This window comes from Arthrobacter sp. Z4-13, from assembly GCF_054792705.1.
In genome coordinates this window covers 1,442,243-1,465,581 of the sequence record NZ_CP096459.1, presented here as the reverse complement: position 1 = coordinate 1,465,581, position 23,339 = coordinate 1,442,243, and the positions used below count along the sequence as shown (strand labels likewise).

General features: G+C 65.3%; 20 protein-coding genes and 1 tRNA gene. 7 read left to right on the top strand and 14 right to left on the bottom strand.

Annotated features, from left to right (window positions below):
• Nucleotides 1-52 precede the first annotated feature (52 nt).
• The gene (gene pknB / locus M1E07_RS08520; protein WP_461189803.1) at nucleotides 53-2,152 is read left to right on the top strand and encodes a Stk1 family PASTA domain-containing Ser/Thr kinase; all 2,100 of its coding nucleotides are present in this window, start codon (nucleotides 53-55) and stop codon (nucleotides 2,150-2,152) included.
• A gap of 56 nt (nucleotides 2,153-2,208) precedes the next feature.
• On the opposite strand, the gene M1E07_RS08515 is transcribed toward pknB, so the two are convergent.
• Together M1E07_RS08515 and M1E07_RS08510 are read right to left on the bottom strand one after the other, a co-directional pair.
• Nucleotides 2,209-3,600, bottom strand: a complete 1,392-nt coding sequence (locus M1E07_RS08515; protein WP_461189802.1) for a class II 3-deoxy-7-phosphoheptulonate synthase — start codon at nucleotides 3,598-3,600, stop codon at nucleotides 2,209-2,211.
• A gap of 132 nt (nucleotides 3,601-3,732) precedes the next feature.
• Nucleotides 3,733-4,581, bottom strand: coding sequence for a lysophospholipid acyltransferase family protein (locus tag M1E07_RS08510; RefSeq protein ID WP_461189801.1), 849 nt, complete (start codon nucleotides 4,579-4,581; stop codon nucleotides 3,733-3,735).
• A gap of 111 nt (nucleotides 4,582-4,692) precedes the next feature.
• Between M1E07_RS08510 and M1E07_RS08505 the strand changes: the two genes are divergently transcribed.
• Genes M1E07_RS08505 through M1E07_RS08495 form a run of 3 tightly spaced genes read left to right on the top strand, consistent with a single transcriptional unit; the run spans nucleotide 4,693 to nucleotide 6,840 of the window.
• Nucleotides 4,693-5,481 carry an alpha/beta hydrolase gene (locus M1E07_RS08505; protein WP_461189800.1) on the top strand — a complete coding sequence of 263 codons (789 nt, stop codon included), beginning with the start codon at nucleotides 4,693-4,695 and terminating at the stop codon, nucleotides 5,479-5,481.
• Entirely contained in the window at nucleotides 5,478-6,293 is an 816-nt protein-coding gene (locus M1E07_RS08500) for an alpha/beta hydrolase (protein ID WP_461189799.1), read from the top strand. Before M1E07_RS08505 ends, M1E07_RS08500 begins: the two co-directional genes overlap by 4 nt.
• Nucleotides 6,280-6,840 carry a hypothetical protein gene (locus M1E07_RS08495; protein WP_461189798.1) on the top strand — a complete coding sequence of 187 codons (561 nt, stop codon included), beginning with the start codon at nucleotides 6,280-6,282 and terminating at the stop codon, nucleotides 6,838-6,840. The genes M1E07_RS08500 and M1E07_RS08495 overlap by 14 nt, the downstream gene beginning before the upstream one ends.
• 20 nt (nucleotides 6,841-6,860) lie before the next feature.
• Here the strand turns inward: M1E07_RS08495 and M1E07_RS08490 are convergent, their stop codons facing one another.
• Nucleotides 6,861-7,952, bottom strand: a complete 1,092-nt coding sequence (locus M1E07_RS08490) for an ROK family glucokinase (protein WP_461189797.1) — start codon at nucleotides 7,950-7,952, stop codon at nucleotides 6,861-6,863.
• 178 nt (nucleotides 7,953-8,130) lie between these two features.
• Between M1E07_RS08490 and M1E07_RS08485 the strand changes: the two genes are divergently transcribed.
• Nucleotides 8,131-9,939 carry an AMP-dependent synthetase/ligase gene (locus M1E07_RS08485; RefSeq protein WP_461189796.1) on the top strand — a complete coding sequence of 603 codons (1,809 nt, stop codon included), beginning with the start codon at nucleotides 8,131-8,133 and terminating at the stop codon, nucleotides 9,937-9,939.
• Between the two features lie 278 nt (nucleotides 9,940-10,217).
• Here M1E07_RS08485 and M1E07_RS08480 read toward each other — a convergent pair whose 3' ends face one another.
• Nucleotides 10,218-13,616 carry a pyruvate carboxylase gene (locus M1E07_RS08480; protein WP_461189795.1) on the bottom strand — a complete coding sequence of 1,133 codons (3,399 nt, stop codon included), beginning with the start codon at nucleotides 13,614-13,616 and terminating at the stop codon, nucleotides 10,218-10,220.
• A gap of 300 nt (nucleotides 13,617-13,916) precedes the next feature.
• Here M1E07_RS08480 and M1E07_RS08475 point away from each other — a divergent pair, with 300 nt between their 5' ends.
• Complete coding sequence (locus M1E07_RS08475; RefSeq protein ID WP_461189794.1) at nucleotides 13,917-14,735, top strand: ParA family protein; 819 nt, start codon at nucleotides 13,917-13,919, stop codon at nucleotides 14,733-14,735.
• Between the two features lie 81 nt (nucleotides 14,736-14,816).
• Here the strand turns inward: M1E07_RS08475 and M1E07_RS08470 are convergent, their stop codons facing one another.
• The 5 genes from M1E07_RS08470 to gcvH form a co-directional block, all read right to left on the bottom strand.
• Nucleotides 14,817-15,410, bottom strand: coding sequence for a MerR family transcriptional regulator (locus M1E07_RS08470; RefSeq protein ID WP_009358601.1), 594 nt, complete (start codon nucleotides 15,408-15,410; stop codon nucleotides 14,817-14,819).
• A gap of 235 nt (nucleotides 15,411-15,645) precedes the next feature.
• A complete protein-coding gene (locus tag M1E07_RS08465; RefSeq protein ID WP_104045283.1) occupies nucleotides 15,646-16,149 on the bottom strand; it encodes a bifunctional nuclease family protein in 504 nt (167 codons plus the stop codon).
• Complete coding sequence (gene ftsR / locus M1E07_RS08460) at nucleotides 16,149-16,865, bottom strand: transcriptional regulator FtsR (protein WP_461189793.1); 717 nt, start codon at nucleotides 16,863-16,865, stop codon at nucleotides 16,149-16,151. The genes M1E07_RS08465 and ftsR overlap by 1 nt, the downstream gene beginning before the upstream one ends.
• A 23-nt stretch (nucleotides 16,866-16,888) precedes the next feature.
• The gene (locus M1E07_RS08455; RefSeq protein WP_461189792.1) at nucleotides 16,889-17,365 is read right to left on the bottom strand and encodes an FHA domain-containing protein; all 477 of its coding nucleotides are present in this window, start codon (nucleotides 17,363-17,365) and stop codon (nucleotides 16,889-16,891) included.
• 154 nt (nucleotides 17,366-17,519) lie between these two features.
• Nucleotides 17,520-17,906, bottom strand: coding sequence for a glycine cleavage system protein GcvH (gene gcvH / locus M1E07_RS08450; protein ID WP_461189791.1), 387 nt, complete (start codon nucleotides 17,904-17,906; stop codon nucleotides 17,520-17,522).
• A gap of 162 nt (nucleotides 17,907-18,068) precedes the next feature.
• Here gcvH and M1E07_RS08445 point away from each other — a divergent pair, with 162 nt between their 5' ends.
• Nucleotides 18,069-18,938 (top strand): Fpg/Nei family DNA glycosylase, encoded by an 870-nt coding sequence (locus M1E07_RS08445; RefSeq protein ID WP_461189790.1) that lies wholly within the window; start codon nucleotides 18,069-18,071, stop codon nucleotides 18,936-18,938.
• Nucleotides 18,939-18,991: 53 nt separating this feature from the next.
• Here M1E07_RS08445 and M1E07_RS08440 read toward each other — a convergent pair.
• From M1E07_RS08440 to M1E07_RS08420, 5 genes are all read right to left on the bottom strand, one after another.
• Nucleotides 18,992-19,068 (bottom strand) — tRNA-Pro (locus M1E07_RS08440).
• A gap of 159 nt (nucleotides 19,069-19,227) precedes the next feature.
• Nucleotides 19,228-20,778 (bottom strand): ribosome biogenesis GTPase Der, encoded by a 1,551-nt coding sequence (gene der / locus M1E07_RS08435; protein WP_461189789.1) that lies wholly within the window; start codon nucleotides 20,776-20,778, stop codon nucleotides 19,228-19,230.
• Between the two features lie 10 nt (nucleotides 20,779-20,788).
• Nucleotides 20,789-21,469: a lysophospholipid acyltransferase family protein gene (locus M1E07_RS08430; protein ID WP_461190358.1), complete on the bottom strand. Its 681-nt coding sequence runs from the start codon at nucleotides 21,467-21,469 to the stop codon at nucleotides 20,789-20,791.
• 46 nt (nucleotides 21,470-21,515) lie between these two features.
• Nucleotides 21,516-22,229 carry a (d)CMP kinase gene (gene cmk / locus M1E07_RS08425; RefSeq protein WP_461189788.1) on the bottom strand — a complete coding sequence of 238 codons (714 nt, stop codon included), beginning with the start codon at nucleotides 22,227-22,229 and terminating at the stop codon, nucleotides 21,516-21,518.
• Complete coding sequence (locus tag M1E07_RS08420; protein WP_461189787.1) at nucleotides 22,229-23,338, bottom strand: prephenate dehydrogenase; 1,110 nt, start codon at nucleotides 23,336-23,338, stop codon at nucleotides 22,229-22,231. Before M1E07_RS08420 ends, cmk begins: the two co-directional genes overlap by 1 nt.
• Between the last annotated feature and the right edge of the window lies 1 nt (nucleotide 23,339).

Genomic DNA, 23,339 nt, shown 5'->3' with positions numbered 1-23,339 from the left:
TCCGGACCTGTAGGGGTTCGGACCCGTTTGCTTGCTGGATTACGATCGTAGGGTGCAGGAACACGTGTCAGACCCTTTGGTAGGAACCCTGGTGGACAACCGGTACGCCGTCAGGTACAGGCTGGCGCGAGGCGGCATGTCCACCGTCTATGTGGCCACCGATCAACGGCTGGAACGGGATGTGGCCCTAAAGGTGCTGCACCCCCACCTCGCCGCGGATGAGAGCTTCCTCGGCAGACTGGGCCGGGAGGCCAAGGCTGCGGCCAGGCTGTCCCACCCCCACGTGGTGGGAGTACTCGACCAGGGCACTGATGCCCACACCGCATATCTGGTCATGGAGTACATCAAGGGCCACACGCTGCGGGACGTCATCAAGGCCAAGGGTGCGCTTCCGCCCCGGCTCGCGCTGGCGCTGATTGATCCGGTCGTGGAAGGCCTCGGCGCCGCACACGCGGCCGGGTTCATTCACCGGGATGTGAAACCGGAAAACGTCCTGATAGCCGAAGACGGCAGGATCAAGATCGGCGACTTCGGACTGGCGCGCGCGGTCACCACCTCCACCAGCACCGGAGCGCTGCTCGGCACCGTTGCCTACCTCTCCCCCGAACTCGTCCTCGGTAAATCCGCTGATGCCCGGAGTGACGTGTACTCCGTGGGCATCATGCTTTACGAGATGCTGACCGGCCAGCAGCCGTTCACCGGCGAAGTTCCCATCCAGGTGGCTTACCAGCACGTCAACGGGACAGTCGGCCCACCCTCGGCCCTGGTGCCGGGCCTGGCGGCAGAGGTGGACGAGCTGGTGCAGTGGTGTACCGCCAACAATCCGGAGAACCGCCCCATCGACGGGAATGCGCTCCTCCAGGACCTGCGCCACATCAGGACCAACCTCAGCGACCGTGAACTGGACCTGCAACCGCCCGCGGCCGTCGATGCCGGCGGCCACGTCCCCGCCGAAAACCCGAACCACACCGAGGTCATAGCCCGTACCAACAACCCAACAACCGTTATGCCATTTGGCCGGCCCGCAGCGCCCCCGCACCGCCCGCTGCAGCCTAAGGTTGATCAGGGTTCTGGTCAGGAGGCCCGCACTCCTGCTTCCAGTCTTCGGCACAATCTCACTCCCCCCGGGACGGATGATGACGCGTGGGCTGCCGCGGCACCTGCAGCGATGAGCAAGCGGGCCCAGCGCAAAGCTGACAAGGAGAACGAGAAAGCCCGTGCACGCGCCGCAGCCACCCCGGTACGTAACCTGCGCGAGGGAAGACCGCGCCGCCGAGGGGTCCTGTGGGTGGTTATCCTGCTCATTGCCGCCTTGCTGGCAACAGGGGCCGGGTGGTTCTTTGGCATGGGGCCGGGCTCGGCCGCGGCCATCCCTGCCGTGGCGAACAAGACGGTGGCACAGGCCCAGCAACTCCTCAGCCAGGCAGGGTTCCGGTCCACTACCCGGGATGTTTTCGACGACGACGTGCAGAGTGGGCTCGTGGTGGGCACGGAGCCCCCTGCCGGCTCGGAGATCCGGAAGTTCCAGCCTGTCTCGGTGTTTGTTTCAAAGGGCCCGCAACTTTTCCCGCTGCCCGGGCTGACCGGTGGCAGCCTCGAGGAAGCCAAGATCGGCCTGAACGGGGCGGAAATGGCTTTGGGGACAGTCACCGAGAAGTTTGATGAAGCTGCAGCGGCGGGTCTTGTCCTGTCACAGGATCCGGCCGCCGGCACCCCTGCCCGGCACGGAACACCCGTCAACCTGGTGGTATCCAAAGGCCCCGAGCCGATCCCCGTACCCAACGTGGTGGGCCAGGACGAGGACGATGCCAAGGATGCCATCGAGGCGGCCGGCCTGGAGGCGGACGTGGCCCGCGAAGAGGTATTCGACAGGAACATCCCCGAGGGCGCTGTTGTCAGCCAATCTCCAGCCAACGGCACCCTCACCCGCGGCGGCACGGTGACCCTGACCATCTCGAAGGGGCCCAGGATGGTGGAGGTTCCCAGCTACATCGGCAAGCAGGCAGCGGAAGCGAAGCGGGCCCTCGAAAGCCTGGGCTTCCGGGTGCAGGTGGACAATATCCTGGGCGGCTTCTTTGGCACAGTGCGGGACCAGGATCCCGTGGACACCGAAGTACCTGAAGGATCAGTCATCACACTGACAGTGGTGTAGGCGAACAGAGCCCGCCCACACCACGCCCCATCGGTGCCGAAAGGTATCAGCAGGGCTCAGTGCTTTGCGAGTGCCCCCGCCACCAGGAAGGCCATTTCCAGGGACTGCATGTGGTTCAGCCGGGGGTCGCAGACTGACTCGTAGCGGTCCAGGAAGGCTTCCTGGTCGATCGGATCAGCGCCACCAAGGCACTCAGCGACGTCGTCGCCGGTCATTTCCACATGCAGGCCGCCTGGAACAGTCCCCAGGGCGTGGTGCACTTCAAAGAAGCCGCGCACTTCGTCAATGACGTCGTCGAAGTTGCGGGTCTTGTACCCGTTCGGGGACGTAACGGTGTTCCCGTGCATGGGATCGGTAACCCAGAGCACCTGAGCGCCTGAGGCGGTGACCTTCTCGACGACGGCGGGCAGCTTCTCGCGGATGTTGCCGGCGCCCATGCGGGTGATGAAGGTCAGCCGGCCGGGCTCGCGCTCAGGGTCCAGCTTGTCGATCAGGCGGAGGGCATCATCACCAGTGGTGGACGGGCCCAGCTTGACGCCGATGGGGTTCCGCACCCGGGACAGGAAATCGACGTGTGCGTGGTCCAGCTCGCGCGTCCGTTCCCCTATCCAGAGGAAGTGCGCGGACGTGTCATAGGGGAATCCGGTGCGGGAGTCGATGCGGGTGAGGGCACGCTCGTAGTCCAGGAGGAGGGCCTCGTGGCTGGCGAAGAACTCAACGCGCTTGAGCGCCTCGAAGTCCGCGCCGCAGGAATCCATGAATTTGATGGCACGGTCGATGTCCCGCGCCAGGGACTCGTAGCGTGCGTGGGCCGGGTTTTCGGTGAAGCCCTTGTTCCACTGGTGTACAGAGCGCAGGTCCGCGAACCCGCCCTGGGTGAAGGCGCGGATGAGGTTGAGCGTGGAGGCGGAGGTGTGATACGCGCGGAGCATCCGTGCGGCGTCGTGGCCGCGGGATTCCGGCGTGAAGTCGTAGCCGTTGACGATGTCTCCGCGGTAAGCGGGAAGGGTGACGCCGTCGCGGGTTTCATCATTGGACGAGCGCGGCTTTGCAAACTGCCCGGCCATACGCCCCATCTTGATGACGGGCATCGCGGCGCCGTAGGTCAGGACCACCGCCATCTGGAGGATGGTCTTGACGCGTGCACTGATTTTGTCCGCTGTGGCGGCCTCGAAGGTTTCGGCGCAGTCGCCGCCCTGAAGCAGGAATGCCTTGCCCTGGGCAGCAGCTGCCAGGCGCTCTCTCAGGACGTCCACCTCGCCGGCGAACACCAGCGGAGGAAGCACGGAGAGTTCCTTGACCGAGGCATCGAACACTTCACTGTCCTGCCAGCTGGGCTGCTGGGAGATTGGCATGTCCCGCCAGTCATCGAGTCCGGGATAGTTGGCCGCTCCGCTCTGGGCGGTGCTGGACAGCGAAAAGGCAGGTTTTGCAGATAGCTCAGTCACCCTCTAAGACTAACGGTCGCGCAGGTGCGTGGAACACCGCGGCGTCACGCATCCCGGGCACGGCGTCACAGACATCCGCCAAACCGCCAACGGGCCGGGGACGACTGCAGCCGGGCCGGACGCCGGCCTGGCTCAGGCGGTGGCGGCAGCCCCGCCGTTGTCCTGCCGTTTTCCGGGGTCGGCAGCCTGGTGCCCGGCACCGGCGTTTGTGCCACCGGCATCAGCATCCGGGCCGCCGCGGGCACTGTCGATCGGCGACGGGGTCGCAAGGGGTTCTGCGGCTGCGGCCGGGTCCGACGGTTTGCCCGCGAGCCGGAGCTTCACCACGGCCGCGTACTCATCCACGTATTCCTGCCCGGAGAGACGCATCAGCTCGAACATGATCTCGTCCGTGACCTGCCTCTGGACCAGCCTGTCCTCGGCCTGGTGGTGATATTTGCTGAAGTCCAGCGGTTCACCAAAAATCATGCCGATCCGGCGGATATTCGGGAGGCGCTTGCCGATGGGCTGCACCTTGTCCGTGCCGATCATTGCTACGGGAACCACCGGCACACCGGCCTTGAGCGCGAGCCTGGCCACCCCCACCTTGCCCCGGTACAGGCGCGAATCGGGGCTGCGCGTACCCTCCGGGTAGATGCCGAGCAGCCCGCCATGCGAGAGGACATCCATTCCGGCGCTCAGCGACGCCTCCGAGGCCGCGCCACCGGACCGGTCCATGGGGAGCTGGTTGGTGAGGCGAAAAAACATCGCCGTCAGCCTCCCCTTGATCCCGGTGCCGGTGAAGTACTCCGATTTGGCCAGGAACACCACCGGACGACGGACCATCAACGGCATAAAGATAGAGTCGGAAAACGAGAGGTGGTTGGAGGCGATAATCGCCGGACCTTCGGCCGGGATGTTGTCCAGGCCCTTTACCCAGGGGCGGAAAAGCAGCTTCAGCACCGGACCCAAAAAGATCCTTTTCATCACCCAATAGAACACGTGCAAAACCTCTCCGGAAGGCAGCCCACAAGCTCCGCATCGGGCCTGGCCAGCAGTTCAATGCAACCCTACTCTAGTGAGATTTGCCCGGAACAGTGACACGATGGAGTCATGAGCGAAAGCAGCATCCCATCCCGCCCTGCCGCTTTCAGCTATCCAGGCCATGGTTCAAATGCCCGGACCGGAGTGGCAATCTGCCACGGTTTCACCGGCAGTCCGCTGAGTGTGCTGCCGTGGGCGGAACACCTGGCCGCCCAGGGGTACGCAGTGACGGTTCCGCTGCTGCCCGGGCACGGGACCGACTGGCGCGAGCTCGCCCGGACACGCTGGAGCGACTGGTACGGCAGCTTCGAAACCGCCTACCTCGAGCTTTCGGAGCGGACCGATACGTGCTTCGTTGCGGGGTTGTCCATGGGCGGCGCCATCGCGCTGCTGACAGCCTCCAGGCACCAGGTGCCGGGGGTTTCGGTGGTGAACCCGGGCCTGAGCTTTTACGACCGCCGGGTGCGCGTCATCGGTGTGCTTAAGTATTTCCAAAAGACCACCCTCCCCATCGAGGAGGAGCAGCCCACGGCCATTGTCACCGAAGACGGCGACTATTCCCGTACGCCACTCTCCGCCGTGCATGAGCTGAAGAAGCTGTTCGCAGCGGCCGCGCGTGGCCTGCCCCGCGTGACGGCTCCCGTACAGGTGTTCAAGTCCCGCACGGACGCAGTAGTCCCACCTACATCGCTTGCAGTACTCAGAAAAGGCCTGGGCACGAACCTTGCGGAGGTCGTCAGCCTTGCCAGCAGCGGCCATGTGGCTACGCTGGACGTGGATGCGCCGGAAATCTTTGCCAAGTCCAGTGCCTTTTTCTACGCCAACGCCCGCCAGAACACCTCAGTGGAGACCCCATGACCTCCAGTCCGGACCACAGCCCCTACAGCAGTCCATTCAACGGCGGGGGGCCCCGGATCGGCGTGGTCCTCTCGCACGGATTTACGGGAAGTCCCCACGGCCTGCGCACGTGGGCGGGTGCCTTCGCCGCCGCGGGTTTCGCTGTCCGCATGCCGCTTCTGCCGGGCCACGGCACCAGCTGGCAGGAACTTGCCAGGACCACGTGGCAGCAGTGGCATGGGGCGCTTGACGACGCCTATCTGGAACTCGACGCGGACTGCGACTATGTCTTTTCAGCCGGCCTCAGTATGGGAGGCGCGCTGGCGCTGCGCATCGCCGCGACGCGACCGGTCGCAGGTGTTGTGCTGGTGAACCCGGCACTGGTGATCGATGATCCCCGCGCGCCGCTGGCCGGAATCCTGAAGCTGGTCATGAAAAGCACTCCGGCCATCGCAAACGATATCCTCAAGGAAGGCATGGACGAGGGTGCCTATAACCGCACTCCGGTTGCTGCCGCCCACGAGCTCAACAAGATGTTCAAGGACACCACCAGGCTCCTGCCGAGGGTCACTGCTCCCGTGCAGGTCTACCGATCCACTGTTGACCATGTCGTGTCCGACTCCAGCATCGTGGCCCTGCGCCGCGGCCTCACTCACGCTGCCCTGGAGCTGGCCCGGCTGGAAAACAGCTATCACGTGGCCACCATGGACAACGACGCCGAACAGATCTTTGCGGGTTCGGTGGACTTCATCCGCGGCGTGGTTTCCGCTGCCGGCCCCGCGTCCGCAACAGCTGCACTGCCCGGCCAGGAGGCTTCCCATGAACAGGCCTGACGCCGGCTCGCCGGACCAGGGAGCCAACCACGACGACGCCGTCTGGCTGGACCTCGTGGCCCGCCTCGAAGCGGATTCCCCCGCAGGCCCTTCAGGTACCGGTGCCGCCGACGGCCCGGAAGCGCCGGAAGATACACCCGCTGCCGCGGGCAGGTCCGCCACCTTCCGTGACTTCGACCCCCTGGGACTTGCCGGGGCTGCCCCCACCGAGCTGTCCGCCGCCGAGCGGCAGGACTCAGCCTCAGGTGGCACCGCCAAGGACAGGACCCCGACCACCGGACCCCGCGATTATGACGTTGACGGGGACGACGGCGAGTTCATTCCCGAGGAACCGCCGAGCCTGGCCGGAACGGACCCGTTGACCATGCTGGCCTGGCTGGCCGCAGTGGGCGGGCCCATAGCCCTGTTGCTGTCGGCCATGTTCTGGCGCTCGGCGCCATTGATCGCCGTCGTGGGAATCGTGGCCGTGTTTGTGCTGGGAACGGTCTACCTGATCATGAAGCTACCGCAGGAAAAAGACGAGAACGACGACGGCGCCCGAGTTTAGGCCCCCCTACATCCAGTGCCCTAGGCGCGTACCCTGCTGCTCACCCGGGAAAGGTCGGCCGCCCCTATCAGCCCGGCATTTGGTCCCAATGCCGCCAACTGAATGCCGGCGGCAGGCCTGAAGCCGCGGCCGGTGAGGTTGCGGGAAAATGCCTTGCGGGCAGGTTCCACCAGCAGGTCCCCGGCGGAACAAAGGCCGCCGCCGATAACAAAGAGGCCGGGATCCAGTGCGGCCGCCAGGTTGGCCAAGCCCAAACCGAGCCACTCACCTACTTCATCAATAAGTTCACGGGAAGCGGCGTCACCTGCCAAGGCCAGCTCCGTGACAATTGCGCCGGTAATGGTATCTGTGTTGCCCCCTACAGCTGCCAGCAGGTCCTGGGCCACAGGGGAGTTCGCCCGTGCCAGGATGCGGGCCTCACGCCCCAGGGCATTTCCGGACGCATACTGCTCCCAGCACCCCCGGTTGCCGCACTCGCACCGATGCCCGCCGGGCATGATGATCTGATGGCCGAACTCGCCCGCTACGCCAAACCTGCCCCGCTCCACCCGCCCGTCCATCACCATGGCCCCGCCGATTCCCGTGCCCAGGGTGATGCACACCAGCCGGTCCTCGCCCTGGCCGGCACCAAAGCGCCATTCCGCCCATGCCGCGGCGTCGGCGTCGTTCGCGAGCAGGACGGGACGGCGCAGGAGGTGCTGCAGGTTTTCCCGAAGGGGTTCGTTGCGCCAGGCGAGATGCGGGCTGAAAAGTACCGTTCCGCCGTCGAGGTCCATCCACCCTGCGGCGCCGATTCCCACCGACCAGATCCGGTGCCCCCGGCCGAGCTCCTCCACGAGCTCCACGATGACCTGTTCCACTGCCCGCGGGTTCGTGCCCGGCGTTGAGCGGCGCGCCTCATTGAGGATCCTGCCTTCAGCGTCCACGACGCCGGCCGCCACCTTGGTGCCCCCGATGTCGATGCCGATGGCAAGGCCCTTCCGCCCGAGGCGCAGGTGCTCGCGGAAGCCTTCACCGCGGCGCAAACGGGTCCGGCCGGTGGTTGGGCGCCGCCTCCACGGAACTGGTCGTCGCAAGGGGCCGGCCTGTTCGCCGGGGGGCGGTGCATACATAGTCAACCATTCTAGGCTGGCGGTTCCGGGGGCGGAGGAGTGCGCCCCCGCATGTCCCGCCCAGCACCATTGACGGCTAAGTTACTGATCAGTAGCTTTAGATACTGCACGGCCCGGTACAGGCGTACTAGTCTTTAGGCATACCCTGCGCGGGTCTTCGGATATCAAAGGAGCTATAGTGCGCGAATTCAGTGTTCCGCCTCTTGTTGTTGTCCCACCGGAAACCAACATCACTGATCTGGTATTGCGGCAGGCTGCGAAGCCCAGCAACCCGGCACTGTTTTCGCGGCTTGACTCCGCCGGTGCCTGGCAGGACATTTCAGCTACGGACTTCCTGGCCGACGTCTCGGTCCTGGCCAAGGGACTGATGGCAAGCGGCGTGGCTGCGGGTGACCGCGTAGGCATCATGTCCCGCACGCGCTACGAATGGGCCCTGGTGGACTTCGCCATCTGGTTTGCGGGAGCAGTATCGGTTCCGATCTATGAGACCTCCTCCCCCTCGCAGGTGGCCTGGAACCTCGGTGATTCCGGTGCAGTGGCAGCCTTTGGCGAGGCAGCACACCATGAAGACGTGATCCGCCAGGCGGTGACTGCCGAGGGCCTCACAGCGCTCCAGCACGTGTGGCAGCTGGAAGGCCAGGGCCTGGATGCCCTGCGTGACGCCGGCCGCGGGGTGAGCGACGCAGACCTTGAGGCGCGGCGGGCGACGGCCAACCTGGAAGACATCGCCACCATCATTTACACCTCGGGCACCACGGGCCGCCCCAAGGGCTGCGAGCTCACGCACGGAAACTTCGTTGAACTCTCGGACAACGCCCTCGCGATCATCGGCGAGATCGTCCACGAGAACGCGAAGACCATCATGTTCCTGCCGCTGGCCCACGTATTCGCACGCTTCATCTCCGTCCTGGCCATGGCTGCCGGAACAACCGTGGCCCACACGCCGGACATCAAGAACCTGCTCGCTGACCTGCAGAGCTACCAGCCCACCTTCATTCTTGCCGTGCCCCGCGTTTTCGAAAAGGTCTACAACTCGGCGCTGACCAAGGCAGAGGACGGCGGCAAGGGCGCCATTTTCCATAAGGCTGCGGACACCGCGATCGCCTTTTCGAAAGCGCGCCAGAACGGGCGGGTGGGCCTTGGCCTCAAGCTCCGCCACGCCCTCTTCGACAAGCTGGTGTACAGCAAGCTGCGGGCTGCCATGGGCGGCCAGGTTGCGCACGCCGTATCCGGAGGCGGCCCACTGGGTGAACGCCTGGGCCACTTCTTCCAGGGCATTGGCCTGCAGGTCCTCGAAGGCTATGGCCTGACCGAAACCACCGCCCCCATCTCAGTCAACACTCCGTCGCTGATCAAGATCGGATCTGTCGGCAAGCCGCTGCCGGGCAACGCCGTCAGGATTGCCGAGGACGGTGAAATCCTCGCCAAGGGCGCCTGCGTGATGCACGGCTACTACATGCGGGAGGACCTTACCTCGGATACTTTTGCCGACGGCTGGTTCCGCACCGGCGACATTGGCCGCCTCGACGAAGACGGCTTCGTGTGGATCACCGGCCGCAAGAAGGAAATCATCGTGACGGCCGGCGGCAAGAACGTTATCCCTGCGCTGCTCGAGGACCAGATCCGCGCCGACGCCCTGGTCTCCCAGGTCCTGGTGGTCGGTGACAACAGGCCCTTTATTGGAGCCCTTGTCACCCTGGACCAGGAGGCCCTGCCCGGCTGGCTGCAACGCCACAACCTCCCTGCCGGCACCTCGCTCGAGGATGCGGCCAACAACTCTGTAGTCAAGGCAGCGGTCCAGGACCTGATCACCACAGCCAACGCCTCTGTGTCGCAGGCCGAAGCCATCAAGTCCTTCCGGATCGTGCCCGCTGACTTCACCGAGGCATCCGGGCACCTGACCCCCTCAATGAAGGTCAAGCGCGCCCAGGTCATGAAGGACTTCGAGACCGTCATCGAAGAGATGTACGCGGCACCACGGACCTGACGCCCGCGAGCGAGGTGGTCCCGCGGCAACACATTCCTAGCTAAGCACCACTAAGAGCCAGGCCAGGTCCGGCAGCGTGTCGGCCTCCCGCGGGCAGGCACCTGTCCGGCAGCGTGCGTAAAAGGGGCCCGCGCCCCTGCCCGCCGCGAAGCGGCCTCGGCCGGGCGCGGGGAATAGCACGCAGAGGATCGGGGCCTGCCTCCACCACTGCCGCAATCGCAACGAGAGGGTCCTCCTGACGGGGGACCCTCTCGTTGTATGGGGCTAACTCGGTGGCTCTACTGCTCCACTACCAGCAGCAAGTCTCCACCCTGTACCGGCTCCACGGAGGAGATGGCGAGCCGGGCAACCTTGCCGGCTACCGGCGTCGTGATGGACGCTTCCATCTTCATCGCTTCGATGGTGGCCACGGTGTCACCCGCGTTCACGGTGTCGCCGGGCTTGACCGTCACGGTGACGGCACCGGCAAACGGGGCTGCCACGTGGCCGGGCTGGGCGGGGTCGGCCTTCTCTGCAGCCTTGACGTTGCTGACCACGGAACGGTCGCGGACCACCACCGGCCGGGACTGGCCGTTCAGGGTGCACATCACTGTGCGCATGCCCTTTTCGTCAGGCTCGGACACGGCTTCGAGGGACGCGATCAGCCGCACGCCCTTTTCCAGCTGGATCTCGTGCTCCTGGCCGCGCTGAAGTCCGTAGAGGTAATCCCGGGTATCCAGGACCGAGATGTTGCCGTAGGTCTCCACGCTCTTCAGGTAGTCCTTGGTGGGTCCGTCGAAGAGCAACCGGTTCAGCGTGCGCTGGCGGGTCTTGGAGTCGGACTTCAAGGCGGCGCTGTCTTCGGCGCTGAGCTCCACGTCACGGATCTTCACGCTGCGGCCCTGGAGGGCCTTGGTCCGGAACGGCTCGGGCCAGCCTCCCGGGGGGTCACCAAGTTCGCCGGACAGGAATCCGATGACTGAATCCGGGATGTCGTAGTTCTGCGGGTTTTCGTTGAAGTCCGCCGGATCGGCGTTCAGGCCTACCAGATGCAGGGCGAGATCGCCCACCACTTTGGAGGACGGGGTGACCTTGACCAGGTGGCCCAGGATGCGGTCAGCGGCGGTGTACATGTCCTCGATCGCTTCGAAGCGCTCCCCCAGTCCCAGGGCTATGGCCTGCTGGCGGAGGTTCGAAAGCTGCCCACCGGGGATCTCGTGCTGGTACACGCGCCCGGTGGGGCCCGGAAGTCCGGACTCGAACGGCGCGTAGACACGGCGTACCGCCTCCCAGTACGGTTCCAGGGAGCTGACGGCGGAAAGGCTGAGGCCCGTGTCCCGCGGAGTGTGTGCAAGTGAGGCCACCAGGGCCGACGCGGACGGCTGGCTCGTGGTTCCCGCCAGGGATGCGGAGGCAACGTCAACGGCGTCAACACCGGCCTCCACGGCGGCCAGCAGGGTGGCCAGCTGGCCACCTGCGGTGTCGTGGGTGTGCAGGTGCACCGGCAGGTCGAAGCGTTCCCGCAGGGCGGAAACGAGTTTCGCCGCGGCGGCGGGGCGGAGCAGGCCCGCCATGTCCTTGATCGCCAGGATGTGGGCTCCGGCGTCCACGATCTTCTGCGCCAGCTCCAGGTAGTAGTCCAGCGTGTAGAGCTTCTCTTCAGGGTCCAGCATGTCCCCGGTGTAGCAGAGCGCCACTTCGGCGACTGCGGTGCCTGTAGCCCGGACAGCGCGGATGGCGGGTGCCATCTGGCTGACATCGTTCAAGGCATCGAAGATGCGGAAGATGTCGATGCCGGTTGCCGCGGCCTCGTTGACGAACGCTTCCGTGACCTCTTCAGGGTAGGGCGTGTAGCCCACGGTGTTGCGGCCGCGGAGGAGCATCTGGATGCACACGTTGGGAAGCGCCTGGCGAAGGGCGGCGAGCCGGTCCCAGGGGTCTTCGCCCAGGAACCGGAGGGCGACGTCATATGTGGCACCGCCCCAGGCCTCAACGGAAAGCAGCTCCGGCATCAGGGCGGTGACCGCGGGGCCGGCCGCCACGAGGTCGCGGGTACGGACGCGGGTGGCCAGGAGCGACTGGTGGGCGTCCCGGAAGGTGGTGTCAGTGACGGCCACTGCGTTCTGTTCGCGAAGCGCCTTGGCGAAGCCCTCGGGTCCCAGCTCCAGGAGCCTCTGCCGCGAGCCGGGTGCTGCCTGCCTGTCCTTGACGGAGGGCAGCTTGCTGGCCGGATTGGAGTGCACGGTCAGCTCGCCGTTCGGCTTGTTGACCGTGACCTCAGCCAGCCAGGTGAGGAGCTTGGTTCCGCGGTCGGCAGAGACCCGCGCCTTGAGCAGCTGCGGGCGCTCGTCGATGAAGTTCGTGGCCACATCGCCGGCGATGAAGTCGGCGTCGTCCAGCACAGCCTGGAGGAAGGAGATGTTCGTGGAGACACCACGGATACGGAATTCGGCCAGGGCACGGCGTGCGCGGGCGACGGCGGCGGGGTAGTCCCTGCCGCGGCAGGTGAGCTTAACCAGCATGGAGTCGAAGTGCGGGCTGATTTCGGCACCGGAGTAGACAGTGCCGCCGTCGAGCCGTACGCCCGCTCCGCCGGCAGAACGGTAGCCGGTAATCTTTCCCACGTCCGGGCGGAAGCCGTTCGACGGGTCCTCGGTGGTGATGCGGCTCTGCAGTGCCGCGCCGCGCAGCTTTACGGTGTCCTGCGAGAGGCCGAGGTCAGCCAGCGTTTCGCCGGCCGCAATCCGCATCTGTGCCTGCACGAGGTCGACGTCGGTGACTTCCTCCGTGACCGTGTGCTCCACCTGGATGCGCGGGTTCATCTCGATAAATACGTGCTGGCCGGCGCGCTCCCCCACTGTGTCAACAAGGAACTCCACGGTTCCGGCATTGACGTAGTTCAGGGCCTTGGCAAACTTCACGGCATCGCGGTACAGGGCCTGCCGGATGCCTTCGTCCAGGTTGGGGGCCGGGGCGATCTCAATGACTTTCTGGTGGCGGCGCTGGATGGAGCAGTCACGCTCGAAGAGGTGCATGACGTTACCCTCGGCGTCCGCCAGGATCTGCACTTCGATGTGCCGCGGCCGCAGTACGGCCTGCTCCAGGAACATGGTGGGGTCACCGAAGGCAGCGTCGGCCTCACGCATGGCAGACTGCAGGGCCTCCGGCAGTGCCTCGCGGGTGTCCACCCGGCGCATCCCGCGCCCGCCGCCGCCGGCCACGGCCTTGGCGAAAATGGGAAAGCCGATCTCATCGGCAGCCGCAATGAGCTCGTCCAGGTCCTTGGAGGGCTGGCTGGACTCTAGGACCGGCACGCCGGCATCGCGGGCAGCCTTCAGCGCCGCCACCTTGTTGCCCGCCAGTTCCAGCACCTCGGCCGGCGGACCAACAAACGTAATGCCGGCTTCCTTGGCCGCGCGGGCCAGGTCCGGGTTTTCGGAGAGGAAGCCGTAGCCGGGGTAGATGGCGTCCGCGCCGGACTCCTTCGCTACCCGCACCACTTCGTCAACGTCCAGGTAAGCCCGGACGGGGTGGCCCTCTTCGCCAATCAGGTAGGCCTCGTCCGCTTTCTGGCGGTGGATCGAGTTCCTGTCCTCATTGGGGAATACGGCAACGGTCTTGGCGCCCAGCTCGTAGCCGGCGCGGAAGGCCCTGATCGCGATTTCGCCGCGGTTGGCCACCAGAACTTTGGAAAACATACTTCTCCTGCATCATTGCGGGTGGATCGGTGAGTGGTCACAGTGTCTAGGACCCAGAAGGACAAACACAAATCTTTGTGGCCACCATCACAGATTTCCCCGTCATGTCCCGAGCCCTTCTGCCGGCCCGGGCGGAAACCGCCCCCGCAACATAGTCGGTGCCATGCCGACGCCCGTTAAAGCAGGAATCGCCGACGCATCCACATATGATGAGTAGGGCGGCAGGACCGTCCGGCTTCGGCGCTGCCGGAGCAAACATTACCCCCAACACGGCATCCGGCGTTAGGTTTTGGTCTCTCAGTGCAAGTAGTCAGCATCAGCAGCCTCAAGGGTGGAGTCGGCAAGACTTCAGTCACCACAGGATTGGCGTCTGCAGCCCTTGCAGCAGGCATCCGCACGCTGGTGGTGGATCTTGATCCCCACGCAGACGCGACCACTGCCCTGGGTGTACAGCCCGGCGACCAGCTGGACATCGGAAGGATGCTCAAGAGCCCCCGCCGCGCGAAGCTCGAGGAGAACGTGGTGGGCAGCAGCTGGACGGCACAGGCTCGCTCCAACGGTTCGGTTCCAGCGGTCCTTGATGTCGCCGTCGGCTCTGCCTACACGGGCATCTATGACCGTCCGGACCTCAGCCGCCGCGACCTCCGGCGGCTGTCCACCGTGCTGGCCACCGCGGACAACTACGAGCTGGTTCTGATCGACTGCCCGCCATCCCTCAATGGCCTGACCAGGATGGCCTGGTCAGCCAGCGACAAGGTGGCCCTCGTTGCCGAGCCGGGACTTTTCTCCGTGGCCGGAACCGAGCGGACCATGAGGGCCATCCAGCTCTTCCGCCAGGAGTTCGCGCCCAACTTGTCCCCCGCCGGCATCGTTGCCAACCGTGTGCGCACAGGGTCCTCCGAGCACAGCTACCGGCTGGCCGAGATGGAGTCCATGTTCGGTGAGCTTCTGCTGAGCCCCAGGATCCCGGAGCAGGCAAACTGGCAGCAGATTCAAGGCGCCGCCCACCCGGTGCACCACTGGCCCGGCGAATCGGCCAAGGCAGCCGCCGCCCTGTTCGATGACCTGCTGGCCAACCTGATGGCGGTCGGAAGCGGCCTGCGCAGCCGGGCGCGGTAGGAACAGCATCGGTGACGGCAGAGGCCGCTCTCCCACAGGGAGGGCGGCCTCTGCCGTTCGAAAAAGGTTGCGGCCCAAGCGTCAGCTGATCTTCCGGGCCGCCCGCCGCTTACTCAGTTCGTCGTCAGGAAAAGACTGCTCAGCAGCATGTTCGCTCGGAAGCGACGCCAGGCTGCCTTCCACCTCTCGCCAGACGCGTCCGACGGCGATGCCGAACACACCCTGGCCGCCTTGAACGAGGTCAATGACTTCGTCCGCGGACGTGCACTCGTAGACGCTGGCGCCGTCACTCATCAGCGTGATCTGGGCCAGGTCCTCCACCCCGCGTTCGCGCAGGTGCTCCACCGCGGTACGAATCTGCTGCAGCGATACGCCGGTATCCAGCAGGCGTTTGACGACCTTGAGGACGAGGATGTCCCGGAAGCCGTAGAGCCGCTGTGATCCCGAGCCGGCCGCGCCGCGAACGGCAGGTTCCACAAGTCCGGTCCGTGCCCAGTAATCCAGTTGGCGGTATGTGATGCCTGCTGCCTTACAGGCAGTGGGACCGCGGTACCCCGCGTCTTCGTCCAGGACAGGGAGGTCTTCAGTGAACAGGAGGCCCTGGGCACCGCTTGCGGGCACAGCAACACCGGCCGTGGGCTGTTTTAGCCCGCCTGCTTCGCCTTTGGGACTCACCTGGATCCTCCTTGTCATAAGCTCCGAGGGAAGAACTGCAGCAGCCTCAACAGGAATGAAAGTCATGCCTGTAATTTCCGCGGGGCGCACCTTCCAGTGTGACTTGCGCGGCTGCCGTAAGCAATGGGAACTCGATACTTAGACGTTAGGCCCGCGGGGACCCAAGGTCAAAGACATTGGCCCTTCAAGACGGCGTGTCGAAACTTTCAGCCTCGACTTTAACCTTAATCAGCTCTCAGCCGTCGAAATCTTCGGGTTCCACGTCGTCCAGGAACTCCCGGAACCGGCGCATTTCGCGCTCTTCATCAACGGTGGGACCCGGTTCCGTGTCCTCACCCTCGTCGTGTTCGGTGATCCGGACTCCGGCCTCGTCCATCACGGAATCCGCGCACCAAATCCGGCACTTGGCACGAAGGGCGACGGCGAGGGCGTCGGAGGCACGCGAACTGACGGTGGTGCCGTTTTCGAACTGGAGCTGGCCGTAGAAGATGTTGTCCTCCACCGCCACGATGTTCACGCTGACCACGGAGTGGCCCAGCGACTCAACCACATCCACCAGGAGGTCGTGCGTCATGGGCCTGGGCGGGACCACGCCCTGCTGGGCAAGGGCGATGGCACTGGCCTCAGGGGTGCCGATCCAGATGGGCACGTGGCGTTCACCGTGCATCTCCCGCAGGAGGACCAACGGCTGGTTGGAAGGCAGTTCGATCCGAACGCCAACGATCTCGACTTCAATCATCAGATGTCCATGCGTGAGATGTGGCCCTGCACCAGCGCACGGTGCAGGGTGAGGCAGAGGTCGCTGATTTCGCGGGCGGCCTCCGCCGCCCGCGCCTGGGACGCGGCATCCTTGCGTGAAGCAAGCGGAGCCACGGCGCGTTCCACTAAACCGAACTCCCTTTCGGCAGCCGCCTGGAAGGGCCGGAGGTGCCGGGGCTCGAGCCCGTGGCTTTCCAGCTGCACGCAGGCCCGGGCAACCTGGAGGGCGTGCTCGTCAAAGTGGCTGTTGGAGTGGCTGATCAGCCCGAAGCTCAGGAGGGCCTGGAGCAGGGGAACGCTGGCGCCGGACTCCGTGCGAAGCTGCTCTTCGGTGAGCTTCCGCCCCCGGTTCTGCAGTTCTGCTGCCAGTTCGTCCGAAACAATGCGTGGGGACACCACGACGCCGGGTGGCAGGTTTTCGGGGCGCTCTCCCCTGTCGATGGCGTCGAGGTAGTCCTTGATGACCTTCAGTGGAAGGTACTGGTCCCGCTGCAGAGCCAGGACAAAACGCAGCCGCTCCACGTCGCCGTCGGAATACTGCCGGTAGCCCGCCGGGGTGCGGCGGGGATTGATCAAGCCTTTTTCCTCGAGGAACCTGATTTTTGACGCTGTCATGCCAGGGAAGTCACCGCTCAGTTGAGCGAGGACTTCGCCGATGTTCAGGACCTGCGGTCCCCGGCGTTCGGGTTGTGCCATTGCCACAGGCAGCGGTCCCCGGATCAGCCGCGGCCTGCAGCGGTGGCAGGGCTCAGGTAGAAGGTGAGGCGGAACTTGCCGATCTGGACTTCGCTGCCGGACTTGAGCTCGACGCTGTCCACGCGATCATGGTTAACGTACGTGCCGTTGAGGCTGTTCTTGTCCACCACCTCGAAGCTCCGTGCGGTGCGCCGGAATTCGACGTGCCGGCGGGAGACCGTGACGTCATCCAGGAAGATATCGGCATCCGGGTGGCGGCCGGCGGTGGTGACATCCGAGTCAAGCAGGAAGCGGGCACCGGCGTTAGGGCCGCTGTGCGCAACCAGGAGCGCGGACCCGGCCGGCAGTGCCTCGACGGAGTTGCGCTCGTCGGACGAGAGCTTGGGGGCAATCGTGGGTTCATCGCGCACGGGGGTCAGATGGATCGAGGTGGTCTCCGACGCCTTGGCCGCACCATTGCCGTATTCCCCATCGGCAGGGTTGTTTGTGTGGCCAGCCATGGATTCCTCCTCTTCCGCTGCAGCTCTCACGCCTGCAATCAACATTTGCCGTCCGGCCTGCCTCGCAGATCCGGCACCGGCTCCCGATCCGGCCGCTGACGTGCGAAGACGTGCCGTCTGCCCAGCTGGCCGAACCGGATCTACCGGTTAGCTTTCAGCCTACCTGTTGTTCGTACTCGGATGCACGGAGCAACGATTCAACGGCGTCCGCTTCGGCGAGTTTGACTTCAATGAGCCAGCCGTCACCGTAGGGATCGGTGTTGATCAGGGCCGAATCAGTATCAAGGGACTCGTTGCGGGCAACTACCTCGCCCGTGACCGGTGCATAGATGTCACTGACGCTCTTGGTGGATTCAACTTCACCAACAACTTCGTTCGCCGTAATCTTGGTGCCCACTTCCGGCATCTGGGCGTAGACAACATCGCCCAATGCGTCCTGCGCGAAGTCGGTGATGCCCACCCGCACCACGCCGTCGGCGTCGGGAGCAGAAACCCACTCATGCTCGGCGGTGTAGGACAGGTCTTCGGGAATGTTGCTCATCAGGGGCCTTTCATGGGGTCGAACACCAATGTCAACGGGCCCAAACGGGCCGCCGCTGAAAGTATAGGCACAACTGCCGGAGCGTTCACGGGGGTTTCTGACAAGATGGGACCCATGAGCGCACGCACCGTTCCGGGACGCCGGGAAGCCGCAGGGTAAGCCATGCCCGAACTTCCCGAGGTGGCCGGCCTGGCTGAATTTCTTGACGAGCATCTGCGGGGAACCTCGGTGACCAAAGTGCAGATAGTTTCCTTCGCCGTCCTCAAGACGGCGGATCCGCCCTTCAACGCCCTGGAAGGCAGGACTGTGACCGGCGTGCGGCGCTTCGGCAAGTTCATCAGCGTAGACACCGGCGGCATCTCGCTGGTATTCCACCTGGCCAGGGCCGGCTGGGTGCGCTTCACGGACTCCCCCACCGATGCCCAACTGCGGATGGGCAAGGGCCACATTGCAGCGCGCTTTGCCTTTAGCGGCCCCGACGGGTCCCGCGGCATCGACCTCACAGAGGCCGGTACCAAAAAGAGCCTGGCCGTCTACGTGGTGCGGGATCCCCAGGACGTGCCGGGTATCGCCACGCTCGGGCCGGATCCGTTTACCGAGGCGTTCGACTCGGACATGCTGGCCGAAATCCTTGCCGGCAGTTCGCAGCAAATCAAGGGGCTCCTGAGGAGCCAGAGTGTGATCGCCGGCATCGGCAATGCCTACAGCGACGAGATCCTGCATGCCGCCCGGATCTCCCCCTTCGCCACCGCCAAGTCACTGGACCGCGGAACAGTGCAGGTCCTCTACGACTCCATCCACGGCGTGCTGGGCACGGCACTGGCCGAGGCCCGTGGCAAGCCGCCGAAGGACCTGAAGGACGTCAAGCGCAGCCATATGCGGGTGCATGCCCGGACGGGCGAGCCGTGCCCCGTGTGTGGAGACACCGTGCGGGAAGTTTCCTTTGCCGATACCGCACTGCAGTACTGCCCTACCTGCCAGACGAAGGGCAAGATCCTTGCCGACCGCAGGACGTCCAAGTTCCTTAAGTGACCGGAAACAAGAAAGGCCGGAACCACGCGTTTTCCGCGTAGTTCCGGCCTTCGTGGTCGGGCTGACAGGATTTGAACCTGCGACCCCTTGACCCCCAGTCAAGTGCGCTACCAAGCTGCGCTACAGCCCGTTAGTTCCGCCGTTCTCCGCTGTGTTTCATCCGCAGGCTAACCCGGGGATTTCCACCAGCAGTCCGGCCGAACCACCTAGAAGAGCTTACACGATTGCGAAGGGTGCCTGTGACACTTTCCGGCACTCGAAGCTGGGTGTGTAACGCAGATCACAGCAACTAACGCTTCTTGCCGCGCTTTTCCCGGACACGCATGTTGACCTCGATGGGAGTGCCCTCGAAGCCAAACGTTTCCCGCAGCCGGCGGGTGATGAAGCGCCGGTAGCCGGGATCCAGGAAGCCGGTGGTGAACAGCACGAACTTTGGCGGCCTGCTCGAGGCCTGGGTGCCGAAGAGTATGCGCGGCTGTTTGCCGCCACGAACAGGGTGCGGGTGTGCGGCCACGAGCTCGCCGAGGAAGGCGTTCAGGCGGCCGGTGGCAATGCGCTTGTCCCAGTTTTCGAGCGCCAGGTCCAGGGCCGGAACCAGGCGGTCCTTGTGCCACCCGGTCTTTGCCGAGATGTTGACGCGGGGCGCCCACTCCACGTGGGCCAGGTCCTGCTCGATTTCACGTTCGAGGTAGCGCCGGCGTTCGTCGTCGAGCAGGTCCCACTTATTGAAGGCAAGCACCATTGCGCGGCCCGATTCGATGGCGAGCTGCAGGATCCGGACGTCCTGCTCGCTGAGGACCTCGTCCACGGCGAGGAGCACGACGGCGACCTCCGCCTTCTCGAGCGCGGCCTGTGTTCGCAGGGAGGCGTAGTAGTCCGCGCCCTGTGCCATGTGCTGCCGGCGGCGGATACCTGCCGTGTCCACGAACCGCCAGGTGCGGCCGCCGAGTTCAATGAATTCGTCCACGGGGTCACGGGTGGTGCCGGCCGTGTTGTCCACCACCACGCGCTCGGTACCGGCCAGCTTATTCAGCAGGGACGACTTGCCCACGTTGGGGCGGCCGATCAGCGCGATCCGGCGGGGGCCGCCGGAGCGGTCCGTTCCCTCGACGGTGGAGAACTCGGGAAGGGTGTCCATGACGTGGTCAAGCAGGTCGGCCACGCCGCGGCCATGCAGTGCGGAGACGGGGTAGGGTTCGCCGAAGCCGAGGCCCCACAGGGTGGCGGAGTCTGCCTCCTGCGCGAAGTCGTCAACCTTGTTGGCTACCATGATGACCGGCTTCTTGCTGCGGCGCAGCATCTTCACCACGCCTTCGTCAGTGGCGGTGGCACCCACCGCGGAATCCACAACAAAGAGGACTGCGTCGGCGAGCTCAACGGCCATCTCGGCCTGCTCGGCCACGCGGGCGTGGATGCCGCGGGCGTCGTGTTCCCAGCCTCCGGTGTCCACCAGGGTGAAGTTGCGGCCGTTCCAGTTGGCCGAGTACATCACGCGGTCACGGGTTACACCCGGGGTATCCTCCACCACTGCTTCGCGGCGGCCAAGGATGCGGTTGACCAGGGTGGACTTGCCCACGTTGGGGCGTCCGATGATGGCCAGGACCGGATCCAGCTTGACGGGGCCGTCATAGTCCTCGTCATCGTACTCACCGCTGAGCAGCGCGGCGTCGTCCTCGTCAAGGTCGTAGTCCTCCAGGCCTGCCCTGAGTGACGCTGCACGGAGCTCAGCTTCGTCATCGTCAATCGCCGCGAGCCGCTCGGCAACCTGGTCGGTGCCTGTGGGGGTGTATTCGTCGTCGCCGGCGCCGGAGTGGCCGGACGTTTGGGTTGTGTCGCTCATTGCATTGTCCTTAGTGGTCATCTGCCGGCGTCCCGGCTACTGCTGTGAAGTCTTTGGAAAAATCTGCATCCGGTAAGGGCTGCCCCGTGAGCTGGATGGAATCCTGCACGTGCCCCGACAATGCCGCCCGGATCTCCAGCGCCGCCCTGTCCATTGAAGCACGGCCGCTTTCCCCTGCCCTGCGGGTCAGCGTCAGCGCATTTCCGAAGCGGACGTGGAAACGCCTGCCCGGCCGCGGCACTGAATCCAGGTGCTCGTCCCCCTTGCGGGTGCCCAGGATGGCCACCGGCACTACCGGAGCTCCGGAGTTCAGCGCCAGCCAGGCCACGCCGCCGTTGATATCCGCGGCTGCCCCTCTCCCCCGGGTGCCTTCGGGGAGAATTCCGACGCAACGGCCGGCGTCGAGCACGTCCTTGCAGCGCTGAAGCGCCGCACGGTCGCCCGACCGGTCCACGGGCAGCTGCCCGGACGCGGTCAGCACCCCACCCAGGAAGCCCTTAAACATCTCCTGTTTCACCAGGATGTGCATGGGGCGCGGTGACGCACCGAACATCACCGGCCCGTCCAAAAAGCTGATGTGGTTGCCGGCAAAAATCACCGGCCCGCCGGTGGGAACATTGTTCCGGCCAGAGACGGACGTCCTGTAAACCAAGTGGTCCAGTATCCAGCCAACAGGCCTGCTCCAGGTCATGGTCCAGCCGGACGGGATGTCCGGCCTGGGCGTCGCCGCGGCCGGTTCAGTCACGGTTCAGGACCTTGGTCACAATCACGAGGGCGGCGGCAACCGTCTGGTCGAAGTCCAGGTCAGAAGAGTCCAGGGTCACCACGCCGGAAGCGGCCTGCGTGAAGTTGACCACCGTGGAGTCCTTGGCGTCGCGGTGGGTCACCTGTGCCGCCAGCTGCTCGGCGTTCTGGGTACCGCCAAGCTGGATTCCGCGCCGGCGCAGTCGTGCTTCCTCGCTCGCTGTGAGCAGCATCCGCACTTCAGCCCCGGGCGCGACGACGGTGGTGATGTCCCTGCCTTCCACCACCATCCGGCGGTGGTGCTTTTCAATCAATTCACGTTGGCGCCGAATGAGCTCGGTCCTGGCGCCAAGGGTGGTGGCCACAGCACTGACTGCCGAGGAGATCGCAGGGTCACGGATGGCATCCGTGGCGTCAATCCCGCCCACCCGGACGTACTCCTCCTGCGGGCTGGTGCTCAAGTCCAGAACCAGGTCCCGGGACGCCTGCTCCACTGCCGCGCCGTCCTCCAGGTCGATGCCCTGCGTGACGCAGTACCAGGTAAGTGCACGGTACATCGCGCCGGTGTCCAGGTAGGCAAGCCGGAGCCTGCGGGCTACTTCCTTGCTGACGCTGGACTTACCGGAGCCTGACGGCCCGTCAATGGCAACCACCAGCGGCCTGCCGACGCGGAGCGCGGGCAGCGTGTCAAGAAGTTCTTGTGTCATTACTGAAGTACCCGCCATCCGCGGTCGTTGAGTGCTTCGATCAGGTGGTCATGCTTGTTCGGCAACACGGAGATTTCCACCATACCCACGTTTTGCCCCGACGAGTGGTCCAGGCGCAGGTCCTCCAGGTTCACGCCGATCTCGCCGATCTCCGTGAGGAGCCGGGCAATCTGGCCCGGCTTGTCGTCCACCAGGACGGTAAGCCACGAATAGGCCTGGGGAGGCCCTCCATGCTTGCCCGGAATTCGCGCCTGTCCCGCGTTGCCTTCGCTCATCAGCTGCGCAAGATCAAGCCTGGCGCCGGGAGCAGTTGGCTCTTCCAGCGTGCCGATCAAGCGGTTGAGGTCCTCCCGCACACCGTAGAGGATCTCGACCACCTTCCCGGCGTTGCCACCCAGGATCTGGACCCACAGGGCCGGATCACTGGCAGCGATCCGGGTGACGTCCCGCAGTCCGTTGCCCGCGAGGGACAACGCATGCAGCGGCGTGCCCTGCAGCCGGCTGGCCAACAGCGATGACATGACCTGGGGCAGGTGCGATACCAGGGCCACAGCTTCGTCGTGTTCGTCGGCGGTGAACTGGGAAACAACCGCTCCCAGGTCGGTGGCCAGTGAGCGGGCCGTCTGGAGGGCCGCGCCAGAGGTTTCCTCCGAGGGGCATACCACCCAGGGCATCGAGGTAAAGAGCTCCCCGCGGGCTGCGACCGGACCTGACTTTTCCCGGCCGGCCATGGGATGTGTGCCCACATAGCGGGAGAGGTCCACGCCGCGGCTGCGCAGCGCCGAGAGGATTTCCGCCTTGACACTTGCGATGTCGACCACCACGGAGTGCGGGTAGTCAGCCAGCGCCGCTGCCACAGCATCTGCCGTGACATCCGGCGGGGCAGCGACCACCACCAGCTGCGGTGCAGCGCCGGCAAGCCCGGCAAGGGGCTGGCCTGCGCCGATATCCACCGCGACAGCCTGGTTGGTGGGGGAAGGGTCGGAGAGGAAAACCGGCACGCCGCGGCCCCGCAGGCCCAGCCCGATGCTGGTGCCCAGCAGCCCCGTGCCGATGACCACCACCGGACCGTCCAGGTGCCCGCGGCCCTGGCTGTGGAAAGCGGACATG